The 21,829-nt window shown below is 69.0% G+C and carries 22 protein-coding genes; 9 read left to right on the forward strand and 13 right to left on the reverse strand.

Features of this window, described 5'->3' with window-relative positions:
• Window positions 1-100: 100 nt before the first annotated feature.
• Window positions 101-1,132 (forward strand): GDSL-type esterase/lipase family protein, encoded by a 1,032-nt coding sequence (locus ABD830_RS17315; RefSeq protein ID WP_344988246.1) that lies wholly within the window; start codon window positions 101-103, stop codon window positions 1,130-1,132.
• Between the two features lie 24 nt (window positions 1,133-1,156).
• Here the strand turns inward: ABD830_RS17315 and ABD830_RS17320 are convergent, their stop codons facing one another.
• The 5 genes from ABD830_RS17320 to ABD830_RS17340 are packed head-to-tail and all read right to left on the reverse strand — an operon-like array spanning window position 1,157 to window position 6,085.
• Window positions 1,157-1,849: a hypothetical protein gene (locus ABD830_RS17320; protein WP_344988248.1), complete on the reverse strand. Its 693-nt coding sequence runs from the start codon at window positions 1,847-1,849 to the stop codon at window positions 1,157-1,159.
• Entirely contained in the window at window positions 1,846-2,742 is an 897-nt protein-coding gene (locus tag ABD830_RS17325) for a carbohydrate ABC transporter permease (protein WP_344988250.1), read from the reverse strand. The genes ABD830_RS17320 and ABD830_RS17325 overlap by 4 nt, the downstream gene beginning before the upstream one ends.
• The gene (locus ABD830_RS17330) at window positions 2,742-3,674 is read right to left on the reverse strand and encodes a carbohydrate ABC transporter permease (protein ID WP_344988251.1); all 933 of its coding nucleotides are present in this window, start codon (window positions 3,672-3,674) and stop codon (window positions 2,742-2,744) included. Before ABD830_RS17330 ends, ABD830_RS17325 begins: the two co-directional genes overlap by 1 nt.
• Before the next feature lie 55 nt (window positions 3,675-3,729).
• Window positions 3,730-5,034, reverse strand: coding sequence for an ABC transporter substrate-binding protein (locus tag ABD830_RS17335; RefSeq protein WP_344988252.1), 1,305 nt, complete (start codon window positions 5,032-5,034; stop codon window positions 3,730-3,732).
• Between the two features lie 37 nt (window positions 5,035-5,071).
• Window positions 5,072-6,085 (reverse strand): hydroxyacid dehydrogenase, encoded by a 1,014-nt coding sequence (locus tag ABD830_RS17340; protein WP_344988253.1) that lies wholly within the window; start codon window positions 6,083-6,085, stop codon window positions 5,072-5,074.
• Window positions 6,086-6,288: 203 nt separating this feature from the next.
• Here ABD830_RS17340 and ABD830_RS17345 point away from each other — a divergent pair, with 203 nt between their 5' ends.
• Window positions 6,289-8,241, forward strand: coding sequence for a DUF2264 domain-containing protein (locus ABD830_RS17345; RefSeq protein ID WP_344988255.1), 1,953 nt, complete (start codon window positions 6,289-6,291; stop codon window positions 8,239-8,241).
• Window positions 8,242-8,291: 50 nt separating this feature from the next.
• On the opposite strand, the gene ABD830_RS17350 is transcribed toward ABD830_RS17345, so the two are convergent.
• The 4 genes from ABD830_RS17350 to ABD830_RS17365 form a co-directional block, all read right to left on the reverse strand.
• A complete protein-coding gene (locus ABD830_RS17350) occupies window positions 8,292-9,443 on the reverse strand; it encodes a substrate-binding domain-containing protein (protein ID WP_344988257.1) in 1,152 nt (383 codons plus the stop codon).
• Entirely contained in the window at window positions 9,440-11,368 is a 1,929-nt protein-coding gene (locus ABD830_RS17355) for a heparinase II/III domain-containing protein (protein ID WP_344988259.1), read from the reverse strand. Before ABD830_RS17355 ends, ABD830_RS17350 begins: the two co-directional genes overlap by 4 nt.
• Before the next feature lie 424 nt (window positions 11,369-11,792).
• A complete protein-coding gene (locus ABD830_RS17360; RefSeq protein WP_344988261.1) occupies window positions 11,793-11,999 on the reverse strand; it encodes a DUF397 domain-containing protein in 207 nt (68 codons plus the stop codon).
• Window positions 11,990-12,817, reverse strand: a complete 828-nt coding sequence (locus ABD830_RS17365; RefSeq protein ID WP_344988263.1) for a helix-turn-helix domain-containing protein — start codon at window positions 12,815-12,817, stop codon at window positions 11,990-11,992. The genes ABD830_RS17360 and ABD830_RS17365 overlap by 10 nt, the downstream gene beginning before the upstream one ends.
• A gap of 275 nt (window positions 12,818-13,092) precedes the next feature.
• Between ABD830_RS17365 and ABD830_RS17370 the strand changes: the two genes are divergently transcribed.
• Entirely contained in the window at window positions 13,093-13,380 is a 288-nt protein-coding gene (locus ABD830_RS17370; RefSeq protein ID WP_344988265.1) for a hypothetical protein, read from the forward strand.
• Window positions 13,381-13,572: 192 nt separating this feature from the next.
• Here the strand turns inward: ABD830_RS17370 and ABD830_RS17375 are convergent, their stop codons facing one another.
• Entirely contained in the window at window positions 13,573-13,770 is a 198-nt protein-coding gene (locus ABD830_RS17375; RefSeq protein WP_344988267.1) for a hypothetical protein, read from the reverse strand.
• A 33-nt stretch (window positions 13,771-13,803) separates the two neighbouring features.
• On the opposite strand from ABD830_RS17375, the gene ABD830_RS17380 reads away from it, so the two are divergent.
• Genes ABD830_RS17380 through ABD830_RS17390 form a run of 3 tightly spaced genes read left to right on the forward strand, consistent with a single transcriptional unit; the run spans window position 13,804 to window position 17,081 of the window.
• A complete protein-coding gene (locus ABD830_RS17380) occupies window positions 13,804-14,217 on the forward strand; it encodes an ATP-binding protein (protein WP_344988268.1) in 414 nt (137 codons plus the stop codon).
• Between the two features lie 60 nt (window positions 14,218-14,277).
• Complete coding sequence (locus tag ABD830_RS17385; RefSeq protein ID WP_344988269.1) at window positions 14,278-15,480, forward strand: ATP-binding protein; 1,203 nt, start codon at window positions 14,278-14,280, stop codon at window positions 15,478-15,480.
• 2 nt (window positions 15,481-15,482) lie between these two features.
• Entirely contained in the window at window positions 15,483-17,081 is a 1,599-nt protein-coding gene (locus ABD830_RS17390) for an ATP-binding protein (protein WP_344988271.1), read from the forward strand.
• 73 nt (window positions 17,082-17,154) lie between these two features.
• Here the strand turns inward: ABD830_RS17390 and ABD830_RS17395 are convergent, their stop codons facing one another.
• The gene (locus ABD830_RS17395) at window positions 17,155-17,508 is read right to left on the reverse strand and encodes a hypothetical protein (protein ID WP_344988273.1); all 354 of its coding nucleotides are present in this window, start codon (window positions 17,506-17,508) and stop codon (window positions 17,155-17,157) included.
• 435 nt (window positions 17,509-17,943) lie between these two features.
• Between ABD830_RS17395 and ABD830_RS17400 the strand changes: the two genes are divergently transcribed.
• Window positions 17,944-19,029 carry a GRAS family protein gene (locus ABD830_RS17400; RefSeq protein WP_344988275.1) on the forward strand — a complete coding sequence of 362 codons (1,086 nt, stop codon included), beginning with the start codon at window positions 17,944-17,946 and terminating at the stop codon, window positions 19,027-19,029.
• Between the two features lie 91 nt (window positions 19,030-19,120).
• Here ABD830_RS17400 and ABD830_RS17405 read toward each other — a convergent pair whose 3' ends face one another.
• Window positions 19,121-19,558 carry a hypothetical protein gene (locus tag ABD830_RS17405; protein WP_344988277.1) on the reverse strand — a complete coding sequence of 146 codons (438 nt, stop codon included), beginning with the start codon at window positions 19,556-19,558 and terminating at the stop codon, window positions 19,121-19,123.
• A gap of 157 nt (window positions 19,559-19,715) precedes the next feature.
• Between ABD830_RS17405 and ABD830_RS17410 the strand changes: the two genes are divergently transcribed.
• Window positions 19,716-20,165 (forward strand): pyridoxamine 5'-phosphate oxidase family protein, encoded by a 450-nt coding sequence (locus tag ABD830_RS17410; protein ID WP_344988718.1) that lies wholly within the window; start codon window positions 19,716-19,718, stop codon window positions 20,163-20,165.
• A 65-nt stretch (window positions 20,166-20,230) separates the two neighbouring features.
• On the forward strand, window positions 20,231-20,872 hold the full coding sequence (locus tag ABD830_RS17415) for a response regulator transcription factor (RefSeq protein WP_344988279.1): 642 nt from the start codon (window positions 20,231-20,233) through the stop codon (window positions 20,870-20,872).
• 132 nt (window positions 20,873-21,004) lie between these two features.
• Here the strand turns inward: ABD830_RS17415 and ABD830_RS17420 are convergent, their stop codons facing one another.
• Window positions 21,005-21,805 (reverse strand): alpha/beta fold hydrolase, encoded by an 801-nt coding sequence (locus tag ABD830_RS17420; RefSeq protein WP_344988281.1) that lies wholly within the window; start codon window positions 21,803-21,805, stop codon window positions 21,005-21,007.
• Window positions 21,806-21,829 lie beyond the last annotated feature (24 nt).

Here is a 21,829-nt window from a genome sequence, read left to right on the forward strand (position 1 = left end):
GAGACGACCCGCCGGACAGGTCGGAGGCGGTCTCGTTGACGATCGTTCCTGACTTCCCGTCCACTGTCCCTGCCAGGTCCTTCCAAGCAGGAGGCAAGGCATGCGGAAGATCGTTGCAGTGATCCTCGCGGCCGTCGCGCTCACCGCGGCGGCCACGCACCCGGCGACCGCGGCGCTCACGTCGCCGGCCCAGGCGGCGACGGGCGACGGGTCGCCCACCGACGCCAACATCTCCTTCACCGGGCGCTGGGACACCTCCATGCCCACCGCGTACGTGCCGTACTGGGCGGGGACCTATCTCACCACCGGCTTCACCGGCAGGACGGTCAGGCTGAGCCAGCGCAACACCATCGACCTGTACTACAGCATCGACGGAGGCGCGTGGGTCTACATCCAGAACGTGCGCGGCACGGTCAACCTCACCCCGACGCCGCTGGCCGCGGGGAACCACACCTTACGCGTGTCCTACCGGGTCGTCGCCGGGTCCTATCACGGTGACGCGGTGTTCCAGGGTCTCCTGCTCGACCCGGGCGCCACGACGTACGCGGCGGCGGTGCCGCAGAAGCTGATCGAGTTCGTCGGGGACTCCATCACCGTCGGCACGACCACCTCCAAGAACGCCCTGACCGCCTACGGCTGGCTCATCGGTGAGCGCCTGAAGGTCAGACACACCCAGATAGCCCAGGGCGGCGCCTGCCTGGTGGCGACCGCGGACGGCTGCGTCGGCCTGGAGGCGCGCTTCCCCAAGCTCAACCCCAACGCCGGCACCCCGGACTGGAACTTCTCCCGCTACCAGGCGAACGCCGTCGTGATCAACCTGGGCACCAACGACGTGGGACACGGCGTGAGCACCACCACCTTCCAGGCGTCCTACACCCACCTGCTGCAGGAGGTCAGGGCGGCGTACCCGGCGGCGGCGATCTTCGCGCTGGAGACCTTCACCAAGCGGTACGCCACGCAGACGCGGGCCGCGGTCGCCGCCCGCAACTCCGCGGGCGACGCCAATGTCTCCTACGTCGTCACCGAGGGCTGGCTGACCAGCGCGAACATGTCCGACAACGTCCACCCCAACGACAGCGGCCACGTCGTGATCGCCGATCGCCTGGCGCCGATCATCGCCGCCAAGCTCTGAGCCCGGCATCGGCTCGGCACGGCATCAGGTGCGAGCGGCCGTGCCGGACGGCAGGACCGGCGCGAGAACGAACCGGGTCGTGGCCCACACCAGGTAGAGCAGGGGCGAGCACAGGAGGAGCACCCCGATCACCGGCTTGAGCAGGATGACCGCCACGGCCAGCCCCAGCACGGCGACGTTGGCCGCGGCCAGGTACCAGCGCCGCGCCACCAGGTAGAGGCAGGGCCGGACGAGGTCGCGCAGCCGTACGGAACCGTCCCGCTGCTCCGCGAGCAGCGCCAGGGTGGCGACGACCGCCGCCACGACCAGCGCCGCCGCGGTCGCGAAGAACGGCACGAGCGCGGGACCCCATGCGGTGCGCGCGACGGCGACGGCGTCCACGGCCAGCACGCTCACGGCGGCGGCGCCGGCCGCCCAGACGATCAGCGATCGGCCGGCGGCCCGGCGGTAGCCGTCCCAGAACGGGCGGAACACGGCCGCGGAGCCCTCGCCCAGCTCGGCGAAGCACCGGAAGGCCCCGGTCAGCGCGGGTGCGCACAGAGACGACAGCGCGGCGAAGAAGGGCCACGACGCCAGTGGGTCCCTGACGATCGCGAGCGCCGCGAGGAGCGGGGCGCACGCGATCGTCAGCAGGACGTTCGTCACGAGCCCGGTGTGCACGGTGCGGAAGACCTTCTCGTAGGTCTCCTGCCGCGCGGGCCTGAGCAGGGCCCTCATCCCTTGAGCCCGCTGGTCGCGATGCCGCGGATGAAGTACCGCTGCCCGAACAGGAAGACGGCCAGGATCGGCAGGATCGACAGCGCCGCGCCGGTCATCATCATGGCGTACTCGGCGTCGTACTGCCCGATGAACGAGCGCAGGCCGAGCTGCACGGTCCACAGCTCGTTGCTGGTCAGGTAGATGAACGGCCCCATGTAGTCGTTCCAGGTGTTGACGAAGGTCAGCAGGGCCAGGCTGGCGAGCGCCGGCTTGGACAGCGGCAGCATGATCCGCCGGTAGATGCCGTACTCGCTCAGCCCGTCGATCCGCGCGGCCTCGCAGAGCTCGTCCGGGATCGACATGTAGTACTGGCGCATGAGGAACACGCCGAAGGCCCCGAACGCCTGCAGCAGGATGATCGACCAGTAGGTGTTCGTCAGCTCCGCGCGCTGCATCATGATGTACTGCGGCACCATGTACGCCTGCCACGGCACGGCGATGGTGCCGATGTAGGCCAGGAACAGCGCGTCGCGCCCGGGGAAGCGCACTTTGGAGAACCCGTAGGCCGCGAAACTCCCCGTGAGCAGCTGCAGCAGCGTGATGGTGACGGACAGGAACGCCGAGTTGCCCAGGTAGGTCAGCAGCGGGATGCGGTCCCAGATCTCGACGAAGTTCGACCAGCGGAACTCGCGCGGGATCCACTCGATGGGGATGGTGAAGACCTCGTTGTCGCGCTTCAGCGAGGACGAGAGCATCCACGCGAACGGCACCAGCACCAGCGCCGCCACGACGACGAGCAGGGCGTAGGCCAGCACCTTGCGGACGAGGCCGCGCCCCGGGCGGTCCGCGCCCGCGGGCAGGTCGCGGGGCGGGCCGGCGGTGGCCGGTGGAGCATCATGCAGCGTGGCCATCAGGCGCTCCTCCGTTCGTTGAGGCGGAACTGGACGACGGTCACGGTGAGCACGATGACGAAGAGCACCAGGGCGATCGCCGAGGAGTAGCCGAAGTGCCCCTCGGTGATGCCCTCCCGGTAGACGAGCTGGGCCAGGACCAGCGTGCTGCGCCCGGGGCCGCCGTCGGTCATGACGACGATGAGGTCGAGGACCTTGAAACTCTGGATCGTCAGCATGACGAGGACGAAGAACGTCGTCGGCCGCAGGCACGGCAGGGTGACGCTCCAGAAACGCTGCCAGGCGTTCGCCCCGTCCACCCGGGCGGCCTCGTAGTACTCGTTCGGGATCGTCTGCAGGCCGGCCAGGTAGAGCACCATGTAGTACCCCATGTCCCGCCACACGCTGGTGACGATCACCGCGGGCATCGCCCAGTCGGTGCTGGCCACCCACCGGGGCGGGTGGGCGATGCCGATCGCTTCGAGTGCCTGGTTGATGGGTCCCGCGGTCGGGTTGAACAGCATGTTCCACACGACGGCGACGGCGACCAGCGAGGTGATGTACGGGAAGAACGCCGCGGTGCGGAAGAACTGCACGCCGCGGATCTTCCTGTTGAGCGCCATCGCCAGGCCGAGCGCGACGATCAGCGTCAGCGGGATGTGGCCGGCGGCGTAGAACAGCGTGTTGCGGAGCGCGACGTGGAAGTTCTCGTCGGAGAGCAGGCGCTGGAAGTTCTTCAGCCCGACCCACTCGGGCGTGCTGTAGGAGTCCCAGTCCAGGAACGCCAGCGCGAACGCCGCGAGCATCGGGATGAGCGTGAACAGTGCGAAACCGACGAAGTTCGGCAGGATGAAGCTCCACCCGATGAGGATGGGGCGCCAGGCGCGCTTGGAGCGGGGCCCTGCCGATGGCGGGGCCGATGATGGGGCCGGTTGCGTGATGACGTGAGTCATGGGATTCCTCCAGGGAGGCGGCGGCCCCGGGGGTCTCCGCCGCCGCCGCTGTTCCCTAGTTCAGGACTTCGTTCTTGACGCGCTCGTTCATCGACTTGATGCCGTCGGCCACCGTCTTGTCGCCGACCATGATCAGCTCGTGCTCCTCCTTGAGGATCGTGTCGACGTCGGAGGTGTGCTCGCTGACCGGCATCTCCAGGACGACCTTGTCCGGCTGGAACGCCTTCTTCGACAGCTCGTCCGTCGGCATGCCCTTGATCCCGAAGTAGGCGCTGGTGATCTCCGGGCTCTGCAGCGCGGGCACCACGCCGATCTTGGCGATCGCGTCGGCGCCCGCCTTGCCCGCGGCGAACTGCACGAACTTCTTGGCGAGGTCGGCGTTCTTGGCGCGCTTGTTGACGGCGAAGGCGGTCGGCGAGCCGAACGTCGTCACACCTGTGCCGTCGGGCCGCTGCGGCATCGGGGCCAGCGCCCAGTCGACGTCGGTGGCGCCCTTCTCCTTCTGCGCCAGGATCGAGGCGATGTACCAGGTGCCCATGGGCAGCATGGCCGTCGCCCCCGTCTCGAACATCGTCTTGTAGTCCGACTTCTGAGCGGTGGCGGTGCCGAAGTCGAGGGTGGCGCCGGCCTTCTGCAGCCCGAGCGCCAGGTTGTACTGGTCGGTAAAGAAGCCGTAGTCGCCGCCCAGCTGGTCGCCGCCGGTCTGCGCCGCCGAGATGGCCTGCACCACCGACCGCCAGGTGTGGTGGTAGGTGCCGTAGACCTTCTTGCCGCCCTCCTCCTTGGTGAGCTGCTGGGCGAGCTTGGCGTACTCGTCCCAGGTGAGGTTCTCGGGCATCTTGACGCCCGCCTTGTCGAAGTACGCCTTGTTGTAATAGAGGAGCCAGAAGTCCTGCCGGTACGGCAGCGCGAAGTACGCGTTCTTGACGTTGTAGGCGTCGAGCCCGGCCAGCTTCGAGGTGTCGCCCGACTTCACCAGGTCGGTGATGTCGGTGAGCTGGCCACGGCTGGAGTAACGCGAGTAGTCCGTGACGTTCTTCATCGTGATCACGTCGGTCGAGTCACCGCCGGCGAGCATGGTGGTGACCTTGTCGGCGTAGTCGTCGGCGAGGATGTCCACCGGCTGGATCTTGACGCCGGGGTTCGCCGCCTGGAAGGCGTCGAACAGCGCCTTGAACTCGGGGGTCTTGGCCATGTTCCAGACGGCGACGGTCAGCGTGCTGCCTCCGTCCCCGCTGCCGCCCGCCTGGCCGCCGGAGCCGCAGGCGGTGGCCGCGAGGGTGAGCGCGGCCGCGACGGCGATGCTCCTGATCAGATGACGGCGCTCTCGGGCTCTTCCCGACGCGTGCGAAAGGATCATTGATCCGGTCTCCTTTCCATTGAGCCGGTCTCAGGGCTCAGGCGCTTACCAAGAAGTCGGCGGCGGTCACGGCCGCGCGGGGCGGCTCGCCCGACAGGTAGCGTTCGAGCTCGTCGAGCGCGCTCTCACTCATCCGCCGGGTCTCCGATCCCAGAGAGCCGGCGACGTGGGGGGTGATCATGACGTTGGGCAGGTCGTACAGGGGCGAGGTGGCCGGCAGCGGCTCCGGCTCGGTGACGTCGAGGATCGCGTCGAGCCGTCCCATGGCGCACTCGCGTTCCAGGGCGGCGGTGTCCAGCACGGCACCGCGCGCGGTGTTGATGACGGTCGCCCCGTCCCGCAGCAGGGCGAGTTCCCGTGCCCCGATGAGGTGACGGGTGGACGGCAGCGCCGGGACGTGCAGCGTGAGGATGTCGCAGCGCCGCAGCAGCTCGTCCAGCCCGACCAGGCGGCCGCCCGCCGCGCTCACCTCGGCCGGATCGGCGTAGGGGTCGGCGATCAGGACGTCCGCCTCCAGGCTGCGCAGCCGTTCGACGACCCGGCGCCCCGTGCGGGAGAAGCCGACGACGCCGATCGTGCGTCCGCGGTTCGTCAGCTCCCCGCGGTGTGCCAGGTAGGACCAGTCGTCGCGGTGGCGGCGCGCGTCCTGGGCGAGGAACGGCGCCTTCTTGCCCGCGAAGATGATCGCGGCGAGGGTGAACTCGGCCACCGGGATCGCGTTCTCGTCGGCGGCGTTGGTGACGAGGATGTCCCGGCGCCAGACCTCGTCGGTGACGAACGTGCGCACCGTGCCGGCGCAGTGGAAGATCGCCCGCAGCCGAGGCGCGTCGGCGAGCCGCTCGGCCGTCAGCGGGGGGCAGCCCCACGAGGTCACCAGCACCTCCACCTCGCGCAGCCGCCGCCGCACGTGCGCCGCGTCCAGGTCGCCGGTCACGACGGGGTCGGCGAGCTCGACGAGATCCTGCAACCGGCGCAGCTGCGGTTCCTGGAACTGCACGGCGAACTTCGAGGGATCCATGACCAGCAGGGCCTGCGGTCGTACGTCTCTCACCTGGGTCCTTTCGGCGGCAAGCGCTTACCAGTGCCGCCGATCATGTCTGATCATTCCAATCACGTCAATACTCTGTTACCGCTAGATGATCACGTAATCTGATCGATATTGATCGATAATGTACGGTGGTCGCCAAGCGCCCTTGACGTGGGAGGAAGCGTTCGCGTTGACTCCGGGGCACACATTTCCGATCAGGAGGGCTGATGCGCTCGCTCAGGGAGTTCGACGACCTGCGGTTGTCTCCGTACACGGGATGGACGCGGGACCACTGGGCCGCCCTCGCCGATCACCTGCTGCTGTCGGCGCGGCGTTACGCCTCGGAAACGCACGCGCGCATCTCGTTCCCCGGCCCGCCGGGCGGGTACGGGCCCGACGTCGACGGGCTGGAGGGCTTCGCGCGCACGTTCCTGGCCGCCGGATTCAGGGTGGCGGGCGAGGGCGGGCGCGATCCGCTGGGACTGATGGAGTGGTACGCCGAGGGGCTCGCCGCCGGGACAGACCCCCGCTCGCCGGAGCGCTGGGTACGGCTGGACGAGCACGGCCAGGCCAAGGTCGAGGCCGCGTCCATCGCCCTGGTGCTCCACCTGACGAGGCCGTGGCTGTGGGACCGGCTCGACGCCGGTGTGCGGGAGCGGGTCGTCGACTATCTCGCGCCCGCGGTCGGCTCCGACTATCCGCCGATCAACTGGATCTGGTTCCAGATCGTCGTCGAGCAGTTCCTCGCCTCGGTCGACGGCCCCTACGAGCGCAAGGACATCGAGGACGGGCTCAGGCTCCTCGACGGCTTCGCCCGCCAGAACGGCTGGTACGCCGACGGCGCGGAGCGCTCCTATGACCACTACTCGGGGTGGGCGTTGCAGTTCTACCCGCTGATGTGGAGCGAGATGGCCGCGGGCGACCCGGCGGCGGACTCACGGCGGCCGGTGTACCTGGAGCGACTCGAACGCTACCTGAACGACGCGGTGCACCTCGTCGCCGCCGATGGGTCGCCCCTGATCCAGGGGCGCAGCCTCACCTACCGGTTCGCCGCCGCCACGCAGTTCTGGGTGGGCGCGCGCTCGGGCACGGCGACACCGGGCCCGGGGCTCCTGCGCCGCGCCGCCTCGGGAATCGTCCGCCATTTCACCGAGCACGGGGCTCCGGACGAGGACGGCGTCCTGACGCTCGGGTGGCACGGGGCCTGGCGGCCGATCGCTCAGTCGTATTCGGGGCCCGGCTCGCCGTACTGGGCGGCCAAGGGCTTCTTCGGGCTCTCCCTGCCTGCCGACCACCCGGTGTGGACGGCCGTCGAGGAGCCGCTGCCGGTCGAGACGGGCGACTTCCATCTCACGGTGCCCGCGCCGGGCTGGCTGGTCAGCGGCACCCGCGCCGACGGCGTCGTGCGCGTGGTCAACCACGGCACCGACCATTCCACTCCAGGGACGAACCGTACCGACTCACCGCTGTACGCGCGGCTGGGATACTCGACCGCGACCTCTCCCGTGCTGGCCGGGGAGCACGCAGCCGAGCCGCTGGACCAGTCGGTGACGATCCTCGACGCGGACGGACGGCCGAGCCACCGGACAGGGTTCGAGACGTTGCGGCTCGACCGCCTTCCGTCCGGGACGCTGGTGGGGGCCTCGCGCTGGCAGGCCCACTGGGTGGACGTCGAGACGGATGGCCAGGACCACGGTTACGGCCTGCCGGGGACGGTGCGTCTGGGGCCGTGGATCGAGGTGGTCTCGGTCGTTCGGGGCGCCTGGGAGCTGCGCTTGGTGCGGCTGCCGAGCTCGCCAGGTGGTGATGCCGGATCGCGCCCCGCCCCCGGCGCGCTGCGCATCGGCGGCTGGCCTGTGTCGGCCGCGGAACCCGCCCGCGGCGAGGATCCGAGCATCTCGAACGGCACCGCGTACTCGAGCGTCGTCGCCGGAGCGGGGCTGAACCTGTCCGGCGTGACCTCCGCCGCGGACTCCTCGCCGCTGGGCCCGTGGACGCTCGTCCCGTGGTGCGCGACCAGCGCGCCCGCCCAGCCGGACACCTGGTACGAGGTGGCGGTTCACCTCGGCGGGCAGGAACCGGGCAGCCCGCCCTCCGTCTCCTGGCACGGCGCGGCGGCCGCCCGCGTGACCTGGCCGGACGGGACGGAGGACGACCTCGGCGCGATCAGCCGGGCCTGATCACCCCGTCGAGCGTGGTCGGCCGGGCCTGATCAGCACGCCCGGACCGATCAGGCGCGGCTCGACGAGGACGCCCGGACGATCAGGCGCGGCTCGATGACGACGCGGTGGGCGGGGCGCTGCGGATCCTCGTCCGCCAGACGCGCCGCGAGCAGGGCGAAGGCCGCCTGCCCGATGGCCGTCTTGGGCGGGCGGACCGCGGTCAGCGGCGGGTCACACAGCTCGGCCACCTCGTCGTCGTAGGCCACCACGGCGAGGTCGCGGGGCACCCGGAGGCCGCGTTCCTGGCAGCGTTCGACCAGACTGATCGCCTCCGGGTCGGAGTGGACGAGCAGCGCCGTCGTCCCCGAGGCGAGACACTCGTCGAGAACGCGATCGAGCGTGGCCGGCCAGTCGGGATGGAGCTGGTCGACCGTGCTCATGTCCGGGGTGCCGTCGAGCCGGAGGGCGAGCTCCTCGCACGCCTGCCGCCAGCCGCGCCGCACGTGCGGGGCCGTCGGGCTCTGCTGGGTGGTGATCAGCCCGACGCGCTGGTGGCCGAGCGCGACGAGATGCCGCACGGCCATGGCCGCTCCGAAGGCGTGGTCGCTGACCACCGACTCCATCGCCTCGTGGTAGGGGCCCACGGTGGCCGCCCGCTCGATGAGAACCACGGGCACGTCGGCGTCCTGCAGCCAGCGCACCAGCGCCTCTCCCTCCTCGCCCGTGGTGGTCGGCGTGACCAGCAGCCCGTCCACTCCCGCGGTCTCGAGCATCCGGGAGAGCTGGCGGCGCTCGTCGGCGGCCTGGTAGCCGCCGCCGCGCAGCACGATGCGCGCGCCGTACTCCGCCGCGGCCTCACGGACGCCCTTGATCACGTCGGGGTAGTAGTAGGTCAGCGACGGGACGACCATCCCGATCGTGACCTGCCGTTCCTCCGCGGACGCCGGCTGGGGCGGCGGCTCCTCCCCTGCCCGCGCCTCCGTCTCGACGCCGGTGAGGGTCGGGGCGAGCGGCCGGCCGTGCAGCGCGGCGCCACCGCGGACCCGGCGGATGACGCCCTGGGAGGACAGCAACGCGATGTCGCGGCGGATGGTGATGGCCGAGACGTCCAGCTCGGCCGCCAGCTCGTGGACGCGGACGACGCCGCGGCGGCGGAGCAGCTCCACCATCTGGGCGCGGCGCTCGTCCGGCAGCTGGCCCGGCGAGTCTGGCACCGTCATTTCCCCACCTCCACCCGCACTTCGAACGCTCCGCGCGCCGTGCCGGGCAGCCGCAGCTCCAGCCGGGTCAGGCGCTCGCCCCACACCTCCGTCAGCATGGGATCATCCAGACTACGGACGGTCAGCGCGGCTGTCGCGCCGCCAGGATCCCAGCTGACGACCGCGGCCCGTGCACCGGCCGGCGGCCGGACCACGACCCGCCCGGGAGCCGGCTGCTCGACCTGCCCGGCCAGCACGAAGTGCAGGACACTCGCACCGCCGTCGCCGGTGAAGCTCCAGGCGTCCTCGATCGTCACGCGTGCCCCGGCCCGGTCGAGGGCGGCCGTGCGCCACCACCGTTCCAGCTCGGGCACCGGGTACGCGGCCGCCAGATCCAGCCGCACCTCGAAACGGTCGGGCCCGTCCACCGCCTCGACGTGCCTGGCCGCGTACCGCTCGCCCGGCTCCTGCGGCGTGCCGCGCACCTCGGGAACGTTGTGCCAGCCGCTCTGCATCGTCCAGATCGAGTAGCGCTCGGGACCGAAGGTCTGCGCCGTGTACGTCGGCCTGCCCGGGTCGGCGAGCACGGGCACACCGTCCAGCGCGACGACGACGGAGCCCACGTCGTTGTGGTTGTGGTGCTCCCCGTTGTGCCCGCCCTTGACCGCGAGCGTGAGTCCGTGCGCCGTCCCACCGGTCGTCCTGGCGAGGCCGATCTGTGTCCCCGGCAGCCAGACCCCGGCGACCAGGGGCGGAGCGGTGTCCTGCCCTCCGGCGTCGATGAGCTGCCGCAGCGCCCGCCCGAGCTCTTCTGGAACGGTGGCCGGGCGCTGGGAGGCCGCATGCCGTGCCGCGTCGTGCTCACCGAGCCTCCTGGCCCACCGGTACGGCACATGCCACGGCAGGTCACCGGGAGGGCGGGCCCGCGAGTCGGCGAGGTTGAGGTACCAGGGCCCGCCCAGATGCATGCGGTGCGGGAAACGGACCGTCTCGCGCACCACCGGGACCACCGCGGCGTCCAGTGCCCCCGAGGTCGCGTGCTCCAGGACGTCGAGCGCCTCGAGCGCGCGGCACGCCCCGTTCCACCAGTACTCGTAGCCCTCGTCGACGGAACCGTCGTCCGGCAGCGCCGCGAGATAGCGATCGATGCCCGCCACCGCCAGGGAGACCTGGAGAGCCCGCAGGTCGCCCGGCTCCGTAAGGCGCAGCGCGGCGACGAGCACGTTGCCGCAGATCCACGGGCACCAGTTGTGCACGTCCCCGTCGAGGCCCAGCCAATGCCAGTCGTCTCGCTGGACGAACGGGTCGAGCACCCGCACGCGCGTCTCCTGGCGCACGCGTTCCCGCAGTCCGGGGAAGCGCCTGTCCAGCCGCGCGCCCAGAACGTGATCCGCCCAGGCCAGCTGTGCGGCCACGTCGGCGGCGCCCAGGTCGAGGCAGGGAGAGGTCACGTCGGGCAGCACCGTCCCACGGGGCCGGCAGGTCTCCTCGTGCGCGGGCCAGCACCACGAGCTCTGCTCGCACAGCAGGACGATGCCGTCGGCGGCCTCGTCCAGCCACGTGTCCTGCGACGCGCCCTGCCACCCGTCCTGCCACGCACCCTGGCCGCTCACCGCCGCCATGAGCACCGCCCGGGTGAGCCGGGCCTGGCGCTCTCGCACCTGGCTCTCGTACTCCGTGCGGTTCCCGTCGCGGAAGAACCGCGCGTACCGCGACGCCGACGGTCGCGGCCACGGCGTGTCCCGCTCCGCCTCCGCCTGCTCGCGGACGGCGGCGAGGCGAGCGGCGGCGCCCTCCCAGACGTCCGCCCCGGCGACGGGCACCGGCAGCGCCGAGTCGGGCGACACCAACAGGCCGGCCAGGCCTGCCGGTGACGCCGCGGCGCCCCAGGCGGTGAGCAGCGGCCCTGCCGTTCTGACCGCCGGGCCGGTAGCTGTGTTCGTCATAATCCTCCTCGCTGGACTCATAGTACCGATCAAAGGTGATCGAAGTTGAGTCGATGAGGAGTCTTCGTGATCGAAGCACTGCCACGCCTCAGGAGTTCGCCGTCGAGGGTGCACCGCTCGCGGCGGATTCGTGGTCTATGGATCGCTCCGTGTCCTGGGAGGTGTGGTGCACCACGGCGCAGAACCGGAGCCCGCGTAATCCACCTCGGCAGACACCAATTTGTTGTTGGCGAGAGACCTGATGGAGCAGTAGTCGGTCCCGCACGAGATACGGAACCCCGCCCATGCTCCTGTGGGGGAGGTCGCGCGCGCCCTGAGCATGCCGGAGTTGGCGCCCTGGTAGTCCACCTCGGCGGCGAGCCGTTTCAATGGGACGAGGTCCCTGTCATTCGGCGAGAGGCGATATGAAGGGCAATCAAGAGAGCTAGGCCAGAATATCGAATTCGCCATCCATTACGCCGCCGATGAACGCCTTCCACTCATCGCGAGTGAACAGCAGCTTGGGCCCATCCGGGTCCTTGCTGTCACGAACAGCGATCATCCCGGGCAGGTTTATCGCAACCTCCACGCACTGGCCGCCGTTGTCAGAAGAGCGCGATGACTTCCGCCACACGGCGTCACTCAGGTCCATCTGCGCCTCGCTTCCTCGATTTTCTGGAGGGATATCCGCTCAGGATATGCCCACATCCTGAGCGCCTCATAGCGATGCCAAATCGAGGCCACGGTATCACGCTCCGTAGTGATATATGCCTGTGCCGGTGAGTCCGAACTGACAACGTCAGGTTGCCCGTTGGGAAGCTCAGCGATCATAAAGGCACCGGCCAGCCCAGCTACGCATTCCGGATCGACGACCTGCAAGAAAACATCGGGCCTCTGAGTCATCTCCAGCAGATGGCCCAGTTGCTCGTACATCACTTCGGCTCCGCCGATCCTACGGTGCAGCACACCCTCATCGACAAGCATCAGCAACAGGGGTGGGTCCGCCCGATCGAGGATGCGTTGCCGCCGCATGCGAGCTTCGACACGTTCGTCTACCTCGTCGGGCTTGATCCGCGGCCCGTGGCTGAAGATATGGCGGGCGTATGCCTCGGTCTGGAGAAGGCCGGGGACGAGCAGAGGGTCCCATGATCGCAGGACAAGCAGGGTGGGCTCGATCTCCTCAGTCCAGTTCCTGAACCAGGGCGGGTTGCCCGGCTGACTGACTATGCGTTCGTGGAGCTGGGCGAAGGAGACGCCGCCGGACGTGCCGAAGAGCAGGTCCAGCCGCTCGGCGTCCGACCGGGACGGCGTACGGGTCGCCTTCTCCAGGCGGCTCACCTGCGTCTGCGTGCAGCCGAGCCGGGCCGCCACCGCCGCCTGGGACAACTCGGCGGCCTCCCGCAGCCGCCGCATCTCCGCGCCGAAGCGCACGCGAGGAGAGTCCGGGTTGAGAGACGGCACAACGTCCATGGCATTTCCTCTCATATTAGAGAAAAACGGAAACCTCTGCCGGCCGATAACACCTTTAAACCACACCTGACCAACCGCTGTCATCAGTCATGCTGTCTTGGCCTGGCCAATTGATTGTTCGCACCGGCATCGAGAAGGCACGCTGAACGCACACCTTCTTCGACGGCAGACACAGAAAACTGCCCACAACATTCCTCGGCCGGACACGAATAACCCCGTCAGCGCTATTCATCGCTCCGGGCGTACCGCCGGGAAACCAGCCGGAAGGCAGGAGCATGGCAGCACGCGAAGAGCGCGAGAGATTCGACCACCTCGCCCGCCTGGGCTGGGACCTGCACGTCTTGGGCCACTGCGTCTCGCTGCTCGTGCCCGTGGCCGACCTGCCGGTCCTGGAGATGCTCACCATGGACGGCGCCGAAGTCCACATCACCGCCATTCGCCGTTACTGCGGTTGGGTGTTCACCTTGCGCCCCTGGTGGGCGCGGCTGTGGTGGCGCGACACATGGGTGGTTGCCCACGCCGACAATGCCGCCGCCATCATCGTCGCGGAGGTGAACGCATGAGAAGGCACCTTCACCATGACGACACAGAAACGGCAGTCCCGAAAGCGCCGCATATGGCTGGTCTCACGAAAATCCCGGCGACGAGAATAGCCGTCTGCGAGGGCTGCGGCTGGGCGCGAGATGCATACGAGGGGCGGTCGGCATGAGCGTCGAGGATTTTCACAGCGCACATCCCGAGCCACTCGAGGACGGTCACACCAGGATCAGGTGGTCTTCGTCCGTAGCCAGAGCCGCCTCCATCAGGGTCAGAAGCCACACCTGCGCCTGCACCCCTACGTCATACGAGCTGTGCGAGGCGGCGGGCCTGGCCTTCATCCGCCGCACCGTGCGCTCGTCGGCGGGCACCCATGTCAGCGAGAGCCCCTGGCTGAGAAGAGCAGAGGCGGACAAGCTCTGGACAGCACTGCTGGAGGGACGGGCACGGTGAACAGGCATGCCTCACCCCTCGTACAAGATGGCGGAGAGGCCTGCTGGGACCTGCCCGCCGCCCCCGAGACGGCGAGCGTCGCGCGCCGGCTCGTACGCGAAGCCCTCGCAACGTGGAACCTGTCCGGCCTGGCCGACGACATGGCCGTGGTGGTTTCCGAGGTCGTGACCAACGCGGTCGTGCACGCGAAGTCCGCGATGACCCTCTCCCTGCACCGGCAGGGCCGAAGCGTCCGGGGCGAGGTGGCCGACCACAGCCCCGTCTGGCCGACCCCGCTGCCGGCGGGACCGAACGAGGAGCACGGACGCGGACTGGCGATCGTCACGGCCTACTCCGAGCGATGGGGCGTCGATCCGGCACCGGACGGCAAGATCGTCTGGTTTGTCTGCGAGGAACGCCCGGCTTCATGAACGCGTCGCCGACGTCCGAGAGAGCTTTCCCAGATACAGAAAGCGAGGAGATGGCAGACTGTGACCATACGAACGCTCCCAGCAAAGCATTTCAATACCACCGGACCCTGCGACCCGAGGCGCCACTACCTGCTGCCGCCCACGCCGCAGCTCCCGCAGGTGCGCAAACTCATCGAAAGAGATCGCTACTTCGTGCTGCACGCACCCCGGCAGACCGGCAAGACGACCATCCTGGACGCCCTGGCCTCCGAACTGATCGCCGAGGGCGACACCGCCGCCCTGTCATTCTCCTGCGAGCGCGCCAAGATCTTCAGCGACGACATCGCCGCCACGGAAGCGATTCTGCTGGACTCCCTCCGCGAGGCCGCCGACCTGTCGGGCTGGCTCGACGAACTGCTGCCACCGGACTCCGGGCCTGAGGGGCAGGCAGGCACCCGGTTCGGGAAGGCGCTGAGCGAGTGGTGCCGCCGCTGCCCGCGCCGGGTCGTGCTGTTCCTCGACGACTTCGACGCCCTGCAGGGCACCAGCCTGATCAGCATCCTCAGCCAGCTCCGCCACGGCTACAACGCACGGCACAAGGGGTTTCCGTTCCCCGCCTCGGTGGTGCTGTGCGGGTTGCGTGACCTGCGCGACTACAAAGTCGCCTCCGGCGGCGACCCGGCACGGCTCAGCCCCGCCAGCTCATTCAACATCCTCGCTGACTCACTGCGTCTGGGCGACTTCACCACCGACCAGATCGCCGAGCTGTACGACCAGCACACGCAGGAGACCGGCCAGGAGTTCACCAAGGACGCCGTGCACCGGGCCTTCGAGCTGACCAAGGGACAACCCTGGCTGGTCAACGCCCTCGCCCACGAGATCACTTCGGAGATGGGGGTAAGCGGCGCCATCACCACCGCACAGGTCGACGAGGCCAAGGAACGACTGATCCGGAAGCGCCCCATTCACCTGGACGCCCTCATGACACGACTGTACGAGCCCCGGGTGGAACGCGTCATCCGGGCGGTTATGGAGGGAATACTGCCGGGCACGGACGCTTACCTCCACGATGAGGTCTCCTACGTTCGCAATCTGGATCTCATCCGGGGAAGCGGAGCACCGGAGATCGCCAACCCGATCTACCGAGAGTTCCTGCTGCACCACTCGCCCCTGTGCGCCGACCTGCTGCGCCGGGAACAGCAGGGACCTTTCACCGACGAGGCGCTGACCGAGGCCCGCATGAGAATCTTCGGATCCCCAGCTCAAAATGGTGGCAGAATGTGACCATGGCAGCACCCCCAGTAAAGTTCTTCAACACCACCGGTCCCTGCGACCCGCAGCGCCACTACATGCTGCCCCCCACACCACGGCTTCCCGAAGCGCGGGCACTGATCGAGATGGACCGCTACTTCGTGCTGCACGCGCCCCGGCAAACCGGGAAAACCACCATCCTGGACGCCCTGGCCTCCGAACTGACCGCCGAGGGCGACACCGCCGCCCTGATGTTCTCCTGCGAGCGCGCCAAGGCGGCCGGCGACCACTACGGCGCCGCCGAGTCGCTTCTGCTGGATTCCCTCCGCGAGGCCGCCGATTTGTCGGGCTGGTCGAAGAAGCTGCTGCCGCCGGGTTCCTGGCCGCAGGTGACGCCGGGCAGCCGGTTCGGTGCGGCACTGCGGGAGTGGTGCCAGCGCTGCCCGCGCCGGGTCGTGCTGTTCCTTGACGAGATCGACGCCCTGCAGGGCGACAGCCTGGTCAGCATCCTGAGCCAGCTGCGCGACGGCCACAACAAGCGATCGAAAGGCTATCCGTTCCCCGCGTCCGTGGTGCTGTGCGGGATGCGCGACCTGCGCGACTACAAGGCCGCCTCCGGCGGCGAACCCGACCGGTACAACGCGGCCAGCCCGTTCAACATCATCCGCAAATCGCTACGCCTGGGCGACTTCACCACCGATCAGATCGCCGAACTCTACGACCAGCACACGCAGGCGACCGGCCAGGAGTTCACCAAGGACGCCCTCGACCGTGTCTTCGAGCTGACCCAGGGACAACCCTGGCTGGTCAACGCCCTCGCCGATGAGATCATCACCGAGATGGGAGTGACCGGGACAATCAGTGACGGACAGGTGGAGGACGCAAAAGAGCGGCTGATCCGGGCCCGCGCCACCCACCTGGACTCCCTGGCGGCCCGGCTGCACGACCCCCGCGTCAAAAGAGTGATCGAACCCATCGTGGCCGGCACGTCCCCGGGCACGGACGTCGCCTTCGACCACGCCGCCTCCTACGTCCACGACCTCGGCCTCATCCGGGGCACCAGAGACCTGGAAATCGCCAACCCCATCTACCGGGAGGTCCTGCTCCGGGTCCTGGGCGACCGCACCGAACGATTCATACGCGCCGACCCGCACAGCTTCGTGCTCCCCGACGGCCGTTTCGACCTGCCCCACCTGCTGCAAGAGTTCGTGATCTTCTGGCGCGAGCACGGCGAAGTCCTCATCCAGCAGGAGGGCTACCACGAAGCCGCCTGCCAGATCATCCTCATGGCCTTCCTGCACCGCCTCGTCAACGGCGGCGGCCACCTCGACCGCGAATACGCCGCCGGCACCAAACGCCTCGACGTGCTCGCTCGCTGGCCCTACCACGGTCCCGACGGCCAACGACTCATCCAACGCGAAGCCATGGAACTCAAGGTCTGGCGACCCGGCACCGACGACCCCCAACCCGAAGGCCTCGCTCAGCTCGACCAATACCTCGACCGCCTCACCCTGCCCACCGGCGTCCTGGTCATCTTCGACCGCCGCCCCCAAGCCCCACCCTGGAAGGAACGAGGCGGCTTCGACCAGGCGACCACGCCGTCCGGCCGCCAGGTCACCGTTCTCCGCGTGTGACGGGTGTCCGAGTTTCGATCGGAACCGACTCTTCCGCTTGGACGATATGCTGAGTCCCGGCCTAAGAATCGGATCACTCCGTCGCAAGCGTCTGCAGCAGGCGATCGAAGGCGGTGATATCGGCGCATACGACTGAACGAGCGAAATGAATCTTCTTTTTGCCTCCGTTCAGTCTCTTCGGAAAACGACGCATGTTGTCATGGGGGAACAAGTCAGGGTTGATGCTCAGCCCTTGAATGACCTCGATCGCCTCGAGCGTCTCGACGGGGGTTTCCGGATGGATCTTCACTCTGATCGCCTGGCGGAGGTTGCGCTCGCGGTCGAGATAAACCGTCACGCAGCTTGTCGGATGGCGTAATTCGCAGATCTTCACCAGTGGGTGGGTCAGTTCATATTCCCGGTCGGCCGCGACGTTGACGTTTGGCACTCGAGCGTGCGCTCGGCATCATCGTCGTTCATGGCGTTGCGTTGGCGCGGCCACTGCCTGCACCCGGTCGCCTGCGGCTGTTCGTAACGCCGGGCACGTTGTTGCGCCGGCATGCCGATTTGGTGCGGCGTTGCTGGACGTTCAAGCGCCGCAGGCAGGGCCGACCTGCCACACGTCCCCGGCACGTGGAGCAATTCCTGACCATGGTCGACAAGGCCAACACCAAGCAGGCGTACACGATCGCGCTGCGCGCTCTCGCCCGCGAGCTCGACACGTGGGCCCCCTGACGGGCCTGGAGGGCGAGACCGGTGCCCGGCAGCCACACCGACGTCGTCGCGCGGGCGCGTCCTCGTCCATTCCCAGCGCATCCCAAGTTGATTACAAGGGCACCGCGGCATCCTCGATCATTACCGACGTCAAAGGAAGGGCTTGAACATGAGCTCCCATGCATTCGACCTGCTGTGCCGTGCCGTGGAGGAGACGGACGCGGGCCGCGCCGACACGGCGGGGCGCTGGCTGGAAAAGCTCCGCAGTGTGATCAACCCCGAGAAAGCAGGCGGCGACGACTTCCTCTATCTGCTCTATCACGACGCTCTGGCCGCCCGGCATGGAACGTGCCAAGACGAGCGGGACAATCTCTATCTCCGCAGTTTCGAGCGTCCGCAGATCCAGCTGTTCGACCTGGTGGCCGCGCACCTGCCGATCGTGAATCTGGCAGGTCGCATTGGCGGCGCGCTCCTCGCCGGACACCTCGCCGGTCAGGACGAGGCCACGATGCTGTCGGTGGGGATCGGTTCAGGCGGCCAGGAGGCGGCGGTGCTGCGGACGCTCACGGACCGCGGTCAGGCACCCGGACGGCTGAGGGTCATCGGGGTGGACCCTGCGGCGGCCAGCCTCCGCCAGGCCGAACAGGCCATCCGCGACACCGGTGTCACGCTGGACTTCCACGGGGTGCCCCGACTCGCCGAACACATGACCGACGAGGACTGGGACCTGGTGCGCCGTGCGCCACGTCCGCTGGTCATGAACGCCGCGTTCGCGCTGCACCACCTCCGGGACAGTCCGTCCGGCGTGGACGAGCGGAACTCGTTCTTCGAGAGATTACGCGCGGCCGAGCCGGATGTCGTGGTGCTGTGCGAGCCGGACTCCGACCATCATCGGGTGGCGCTCCCTGAGCGGTTCCACAACTCGTGGGAGCACTTCCACGCCGTCTTCCGGCTGATAGACGCGCTGGAGGTGGCGGCCGCCGACCGCAACGCGATGAAGCTGTTCTTCCGCCGCGAGGTGGCCGACATCGTCGGCACAGCCGACGACAAGGAGCGCTACGAACGTCACGAGCCGACCGCCACCTGGCTCGCCCGGCTGCGTGAGGCCGGGTTCCACCCGATGCCGGTGCCCCCGTCTGCGGTGCCGGAAGCCGCTACTCCCGCCGCCGTCCGTCAGGATCCGGACAGCGTGCGCATCGGATTCGAGGGCGAGTCACTCGTCGCCGTCCTGTACGCGGTGCCTGCGCGGACGTAGCCGGCGGCCGCGCGGCATCCGCGAAGTCCAGCACCGCACGGCCAGCTCCAGGTACGCGGCGACCTGGAGCAGCGGGGACACACAGACGCGTTCAGGTGACGGGCAGCGCGGTGGCCAGCAGCACCACACCGAGCGAACCCACCAGCGAGGCCACCGCCATGGCCCGCGCCAGCCTGGGACGGCCCGCTCCCGAGGCCCAGCCGTGCGCTCCCGCCGCGGCCATGACGGCGCAGAACAGCAGCAGTTTGGCGGCCAGGATCCGCCCGTAGCCGGGCTCGGCCAGCGAGGCCCAGGTGACGCCTTTGTGCCAGGCGATGGCCACGCCGGTGGCGACCTGCACGGGCAGGAACGCCGCGACGGTGAGCAGGCCGAAGCGGCGGCCGACGGCGGTCAGGACCTGCCCGCGCCGCCGCTCGTCCAGCAGGCGACGGGCGAGAGGCAGCATCACCAGCGACACCGTGAGCTGCCCGCCGACCCACAGCGCGGCCCCGAGCACGTGCAGGAACCGCACCACCGACCACCACGTCATGACGCTCCTCCCCCGGTCAGGGCCATCTCCAGCATGTGACCGCCCTCCTCGCAGATCCTGTCGGATTCTCTCGCCGTAGGCACGGGGACCTTGGTGTGGAAATAAAGGACTTTGGTCCCTGTTTCCGGCGCGGCGCGAGCGGCAGGCTGTCAGGGTGATGTACCAGTACGACGAGTGGCCGGACGAGATGAGTGCACGGCATCTCCAGGAGCTTCCCGAGGTCGAGGCGCTGCGCCTGCTGGCCGGCGTGCCGTTCGGCAGGATCGTCTTCACCCGTCACGCGCTTCCCGCGGTTCGGCCGGTGAACCACCTCGTCGTCGACGGGCAGATCGTCATCCGCTCCACTCCCGGCACGATCCTCAGCACCCACGTGCAGCCGGCGGAGGCCGTGGTGGCTTTCGAAGCCGACGAGCTGGACGGTCACCAGCGCCTGGGCTGGAGTGTGATCGTCACCGGAATGGCGCGGCCCGTGACCGACTCGCGGGAGGCTGCCTGGTACAAGGCCATGCTACGGCCGTGGGTGGAAGGCGAGATGGACCAGGTGATCCGCATCCAGCCTGAGATCGTCACCGGATTCATGCTGGTTCCCGTCGCGGCCCCGGCCTAGAACGACTGGATCTTAGGGACTTTGGACCCTGGGGGCGCGCGGCGCGAGGAGTTAGCGTCAAGGGCATGATTCGTGTGTTTCTCCTCGACGATCACGAGGTCGTGCGGCGGGGCGTGGCCGCCTTACTGGAGTCCGAGGACGACATCGAGGTGATCGGCGAGGCGGGCACCGCGGAGTCGGCCATCGCCCGTCTCCCCGCGTTGCGGCCCGACGTGGCGATCCTGGACGTGCGCCTGCCGGACGGCAGCGGCGTTGACGTGTGCCGGGAGGTGCGCTCCCGGATGCCGGGGCTGGCGTGCCTGATGCTGACCTCGTTCGCGGACGACGACGCGCTGTTCGACGCGGTGATGGCGGGCGCGTCGGGTTACGTGCTCAAGCAGATCCACGGCTCCGACCTGGTGGGCGCGGTGCGCACGGTCGCCTCCGGGCAGTCGCTGCTCGACCCGCAGACCACCGCCGCCATGCTGCAGCGCCTGCGCGACCAGGCGGCCAGAAAGGACCCGCTCGCCACGCTGTCGGAGCAGGAAAAGCACATTCTCGACCTGATCGGCGAGGGGCTGACCAACCGGCAGATCGGCGAGCGGATGTTCCTGGCGGAGAAGACGGTCAAGAACTACGTCTCCAACCTGCTGGCCAAGCTCAACATGCAGCGCCGCACCCAGGCGGCCGCGCTGGCCGCGCGTCTGCGTGCCGACCGGCGGGACTGACGGGACTCGCGCGCCTCACCCAGGCCGATGCCGTTGCCGGTGACGACGAGGGTGAGCTGCGCGTCCGCGCCTCCGCCGGGTGGCGCGGGAGTGACGTACCACGTGAGAGTCGTCTTGGGTGACTACGAGCGGTCAGCGCTGAATGGCCGTGAGGAAGTCTCCGAGGGCGGTCGCGACGGCGCCGGGGACTTCCGCAGGCAGCAGGTGGCCGGCGTCAGGGATGGTCGTCAGGGTCGCCTGCGGGACGTAGGGCAGGAGATGGTCGCGCAACACGCGTGGCGGCTCCACCACGTCGTTCTCCGCTGCCAACACCGTCACCGGGACCTCGATGTCCCGCGCGGCGCGTGTGATGTCCTGCGCTATTCCGCGCAGGGGCCACTCGTGCCGGGCCTCGGCTCCGGCGGCGAGGCTGTCGCGTACCGCGGTGTCCCGCACGGTCTTGGGCAGCGGTGCGGCGGTCAGGACATGGTCGAGGGCGTGCTGCACCGTCTCGGCGGAGTCGTAAGCATGTGACAGGCCCTTCCGGTACTCCTCGGTGACCGTGGCGGGCGGCTGCGGCGGCGCGGGGGCGACGAGCACCAGGCCCGCCAGTCTGGCCGGTCGGCGGGCCGCGACGAGCTGGCTCACCTTTCCGCCCATCGAGTGGCCGACGAGGACGAACGGCCCCGACACGCTCGTCTCGACCACCCGGGCGAGATCGTCGGCGAGCTGGTCCAGGTGATAGGGCCCGGGCAACGCCTGCGAGGCGCCCCAGCCGCGCTGGTCGAAGCGGACCGTAGCCTGCCCAGGCGGCAGGTGGCCGATCACACCGTTCCAGGTGTCGGCGGAGCCGCCCCAGTAATGGACGAACACCAACGCCGGTCCGTTGTGGCCCCCTGCCCGCACGTCGAGTGACCCGCCCGCCACAGGAAGCGTCGTTGTCGTTTCCGTCATCATCTCGCCTTTCCTGTTGGCTGC

The sequence above is a fragment of the Nonomuraea helvata genome, assembly GCF_039535785.1.
Taxonomy (GTDB): Bacteria; Actinomycetota; Actinomycetes; order Streptosporangiales; family Streptosporangiaceae; genus Nonomuraea; species Nonomuraea helvata.

What these genes read in the sequence shown, in the direction of transcription:
- ABD830_RS17370 (WP_344988265.1), top strand. Translation starts at nt 13,093, where the DNA reads ATGGCAGCACGCGAAGAGCGCGAGAGATTCGACCACCTCGCCCGCCTG.
- ABD830_RS17365 (WP_344988263.1), bottom strand. Translation starts at nt 12,817, where the DNA reads ATGGACGTTGTGCCGTCTCTCAACCCGGACTCTCCTCGCGTGCGCTTC.
- ABD830_RS17360 (WP_344988261.1), bottom strand. Translation starts at nt 11,999, where the DNA reads ATGGACCTGAGTGACGCCGTGTGGCGGAAGTCATCGCGCTCTTCTGAC.
- ABD830_RS17400 (WP_344988275.1), top strand. Translation starts at nt 17,944, where the DNA reads ATGAGCTCCCATGCATTCGACCTGCTGTGCCGTGCCGTGGAGGAGACG.
- ABD830_RS17420 (WP_344988281.1), bottom strand. Translation starts at nt 21,805, where the DNA reads ATGACGGAAACGACAACGACGCTTCCTGTGGCGGGCGGGTCACTCGAC.
- ABD830_RS17335 (WP_344988252.1), bottom strand. Translation starts at nt 5,034, where the DNA reads ATGATCCTTTCGCACGCGTCGGGAAGAGCCCGAGAGCGCCGTCATCTG.
- ABD830_RS17390 (WP_344988271.1), top strand. Translation starts at nt 15,483, where the DNA reads ATGGCAGCACCCCCAGTAAAGTTCTTCAACACCACCGGTCCCTGCGAC.
- ABD830_RS17405 (WP_344988277.1), bottom strand. Translation starts at nt 19,558, where the DNA reads ATGACGTGGTGGTCGGTGGTGCGGTTCCTGCACGTGCTCGGGGCCGCG.
- ABD830_RS17410 (WP_344988718.1), top strand. Translation starts at nt 19,716, where the DNA reads ATGTACCAGTACGACGAGTGGCCGGACGAGATGAGTGCACGGCATCTC.
- ABD830_RS17415 (WP_344988279.1), top strand. Translation starts at nt 20,231, where the DNA reads ATGATTCGTGTGTTTCTCCTCGACGATCACGAGGTCGTGCGGCGGGGC.
- ABD830_RS17345 (WP_344988255.1), top strand. Translation starts at nt 6,289, where the DNA reads ATGCGCTCGCTCAGGGAGTTCGACGACCTGCGGTTGTCTCCGTACACG.
- ABD830_RS17350 (WP_344988257.1), bottom strand. Translation starts at nt 9,443, where the DNA reads ATGACGGTGCCAGACTCGCCGGGCCAGCTGCCGGACGAGCGCCGCGCC.
- ABD830_RS17355 (WP_344988259.1), bottom strand. Translation starts at nt 11,368, where the DNA reads ATGACGAACACAGCTACCGGCCCGGCGGTCAGAACGGCAGGGCCGCTG.
- ABD830_RS17315 (WP_344988246.1), top strand. Translation starts at nt 101, where the DNA reads ATGCGGAAGATCGTTGCAGTGATCCTCGCGGCCGTCGCGCTCACCGCG.
- ABD830_RS17330 (WP_344988251.1), bottom strand. Translation starts at nt 3,674, where the DNA reads ATGACTCACGTCATCACGCAACCGGCCCCATCATCGGCCCCGCCATCG.
- ABD830_RS17325 (WP_344988250.1), bottom strand. Translation starts at nt 2,742, where the DNA reads ATGGCCACGCTGCATGATGCTCCACCGGCCACCGCCGGCCCGCCCCGC.
- ABD830_RS17320 (WP_344988248.1), bottom strand. Translation starts at nt 1,849, where the DNA reads ATGAGGGCCCTGCTCAGGCCCGCGCGGCAGGAGACCTACGAGAAGGTC.